3 protein-coding genes are annotated in these 3,408 nt (G+C 61.0%); 1 reads left to right on the plus strand and 2 read right to left on the minus strand.

The window, feature by feature from the left end; genetic code table 11:
• Positions 1-169: 169 nt before the first annotated feature.
• A complete protein-coding gene (locus tag EN925_RS28635) occupies positions 170-781 on the minus strand; it encodes a hypothetical protein (RefSeq protein WP_224673521.1) in 612 nt (203 codons plus the stop codon).
• Positions 782-929: 148 nt separating this feature from the next.
• On the opposite strand from EN925_RS28635, the gene EN925_RS28640 reads away from it, so the two are divergent.
• Positions 930-1,460, plus strand: a complete 531-nt coding sequence (locus tag EN925_RS28640) for an OmpA family protein (protein ID WP_013525282.1) — start codon at positions 930-932, stop codon at positions 1,458-1,460.
• 100 nt (positions 1,461-1,560) lie between these two features.
• Here EN925_RS28640 and EN925_RS28645 read toward each other — a convergent pair.
• Positions 1,561-3,408, minus strand: a 1,848-nt coding sequence (locus EN925_RS28645) for a M23 family metallopeptidase (RefSeq protein ID WP_164894447.1), incomplete at its 5' end; no start/stop codon positions are given.

A 3,408-nucleotide genomic window follows, 5' to 3' on the forward strand; every position in this document is an offset into this window, starting at 1 on the left:
CCGGCTGTGTGAACAGTCGAAAAATTTCGCCGCCAACGACGTGTCTGTCTTACGGCTTCAACATCCGCTTGGAACGCGCTTCAAGGTGGCGCTCGCAAAATGGGCGCAAGGTGGCTGTAAGTAAGCCAGGATGATGACGGCATCCATCGGTTTCTGCCGGGCGAATGCTCTAATCCGCATCCGCTGCTTGGCTCAGGGCCTCGATCTCAGCCATCTGGATGCCCATTTCGACAAATGCCGAAAGAACGGTGAACCGGTCAGCCAGTGCGACACGCGCCAGTCCGGCCAGAATCCCGGCATTGATTGCGTGGGCAGCTGGAAACGGCAGCAACGCCGGTGCCATCGTCGCGGCCCTGGCCGAACCATTGTCACGCCATCCCGCGGCCAGAGCAATCCAGCCGACCGGCGTTGTTGGCGGCGTCGCGCCGGCTGTGCTGAGCGCCGCCTGGTGGCGGAGACTGTCCGGTTCGCCCACCCAGTTGTGGACCAGCGGGAGCAACTGATGATCGGTCTCATCCAACAGGTCGGCCAGGTGGCTCAGGCATTCATGGGCCCACCAGACCGCGGCTCGCTCGGGAAGCAGGTAGGCACAAAATGTAACCGCTTCCTCGGGAACGCGCCCTGCGAGAAGGTCGCGGCAAAACTCGATCGAGCGCTGGTCGGTTGGAAGGCTCCTCATGTCCCGCGCAATAGCAGGACACGCCGCGAAAAGATCCCTTGCCGTTTTGAACCGGAGCCCATTGGCCATGACCGCCACGCTTTCATCGAGAAGCTTGGCCACTCAAGCCTTAGGCGCGGCGCGGGTCAAGTCTCAACCGGTGACGCGGCAACAACTGTCACGCCCCCGGCGATTGCAGACAGACAATTGCCTGCGAATTTGCTATGATCCCAACATCGAAAATCGGAATACTCAACCAGGAGGAGCCGCTATGCAGTGGAGCAGTTCAGCTTTTGTGTTGGCGGTCGTGCTTTTCTCGACCCACGCTTCCGCCGACCCCGTTCAGAAATCGGAAGACATCGTGAAGTTTTTTGCTGGTGCGGCCGATCTCGGCAAGTCCCGCGGGATTTGTGTTGGCTCCGCGGAGGAGTGCAAAAGCAAGTCTAATGACGCGTCGGCAGTGAAAACCGGCCTCGACATGCTGATCAATTTCGGCTTGGATTCGGCCGAACTTGACGCCACCGCGCGCGCTGAACTCGACGAGTTCGCCAAAGCCCTGAAGGACAACCGGCTGAGCACGTTCAGCTTCGTCGTCGAAGGCTATACCGATGCCACCGGCACGGTGCACCACAACGAAGGCCTGTCGCAACGACGAGCGAAATCGGTAGCCGCCTTCCTCACGGCCAGCGGCATCGAGCCTGATCGCATCAACGCGGTCGGCATGGGTGAAAAGAACCCGCGCAGTTCCAACCCATACGATCCGCTCAATCGCCGCGTGGAAATGCGGATAAAGACACAATAGCCACGCAAAGCTGCGCCGCAGCTTGGGATGGGGCGAAGATTGTTCTACCCGATGGAATTTGGACAGGGGTGAGCATCTGATAGAGCAGCGCGAGCGTGGTTCAAGGCGTATTCTGAATTGAGCTTATGACGGCGGTGACGGCCTGCTTGTATTTTTCAAACTCCGGTGACGTCTGGCGGACCTCCGTGGTCGTTGTCTGCTGGGCGGCGCCAGTGGCCATGCGGCCCAGCTTCTGGCCCATTTTCCTTTCGGCCCAGTCCACGACGTAGCTGGCGGTCTTGCCGGTGAGAAACGGGTTGGCCTGGATGACGGCCGACCCCAGCACGGCGCTCAGTTGCGCCGAACCTGTGGCCGACAGCACCTGGTGCGCGCCTTCCATTCCCAGGAAATGACAGAGATAGAGTCTGCCCGCCGTAATCTGGTGACCACGCTCCCGAAGATAGGCCTCGCCTTCGCGAGCCAGGTTGCGAACCATCTCACGCGAGATCGTGGCGTCGTAGCGCAGTGCGAGCAGGTCGGCTGTCGACAGCGTGCGCGCAAGTTCCGGGCGGTAGGTGTTCATCATCCTGATCCAGGTCTTGCTTATGAATTGCCCTGCACCGGTTGCTGAGGAATTTGGGTTCTTGGCGCGAGCGCTGCCGCCGCTTTCGACATGAACGATACGGTCGGTGAGCGTCTCGACCGCGGAATCGTCGGAAGCGACCGCGGTGACCGTGCCGAGTGGGTCGATCGCTGCGCCATTCTGGTAGAGTTCGAAATGCAGGTGGGGCCCGGTCGAAAGGCCGGTGGTGCCGATATAGCCGATCACATCGCCGGCTTTCACCCTGGTTCCGACACCGGTCCCGATTGCAAATCTCAGCATATGCGCATAGCGCGTCTCGCGCCCGTTTGGGTGCGAGATCTTCACCAGATTGCCATAGCTGCCGCCATCGCCCTGGAAGGTGATGTCACCATCGAAGGCGGCTGCGATCGGCGTGCCAACGGGAGCCGCCCAGTCGACGCCCTTGTGGATGCGAACGGTGCCGAGAATTGGATGCTTGCGTGGCCCGAAGGTGGATGTCATCACCCCGTTGACGGGCGTGACCATGCCGTTGGTGACCGTCAGCGAGCGGACCTGATCGTCACCGGTAACGCACGCAAACTGGCCCTCGCTCAGCTGGAAGACGAAACAGTCGAGGCTCTTTTCGGTGCCCTGCACGCCGACATACAGCACACGCCCGTCAGTCTCGCCCTTGCCGCGCGACGTTTGCGAGTAGATCAGCACAAGGCGCTGGTCCTCGCTGGCGAAGGCGTCCAGATCCTGCCCTCGCGATAGGTACATGATCGCTTCGCCGATCACGCCGGTTGGAACACTGTTGCGAGCCGCCGTCGAGTAGATCGCGTCGAGCAGGCGATACTGCCGCTTGTGCGTGCCTTCCCCCTGTGCGCCCGAATAGTTGAACAGATCTTCACGGACCCAGGGATCGACACCCGATACGAATGCGCCCGCCGCATTGCGTGTCAGCGTGCCGACAAAGACGTTCTTGGCGTAGATGGACACCTGCATCAGCGACATGGTCGTCGTCTCGCGCCTCGGCCTGAAACCACGCATGGCGATGACATAGCCCGGTTCCAGGCCGTCGCGGTTGAAAAGCGCCTTCAGCGCTTGCCCTGCCAGCTTGGCGTCCTCTGCGGAGAAATGCGCATCGAGCGCGACGCTGTCCAAAGAGCGGTCGTTGAGGATTTTCACGAACGTGTCTTCGGTCGCCTCGAACCGCTGATACTCATTCGAGACGGTTGCGACACTCGTGTTGTTTTCGATCTGCGTCTTCTGGAATGCGGGAAGGGCTGCATCGCCCGCATCGATGGTCTCGCCCCAGCCGGCTTCGGGATCATCGGCGTCCGCCCTTTGGTCGGGCGCTGCGGCTGGTTCCCCCTCTATCGGCGATGGCTCAAGATCATTCTGCAG

Origin of the sequence: Mesorhizobium sp. M7A.F.Ca.US.006.04.2.1, assembly GCF_004022915.1 — a bacterium.
Lineage (GTDB): Bacteria > Pseudomonadota > Alphaproteobacteria > Rhizobiales > Rhizobiaceae > Mesorhizobium > Mesorhizobium ciceri.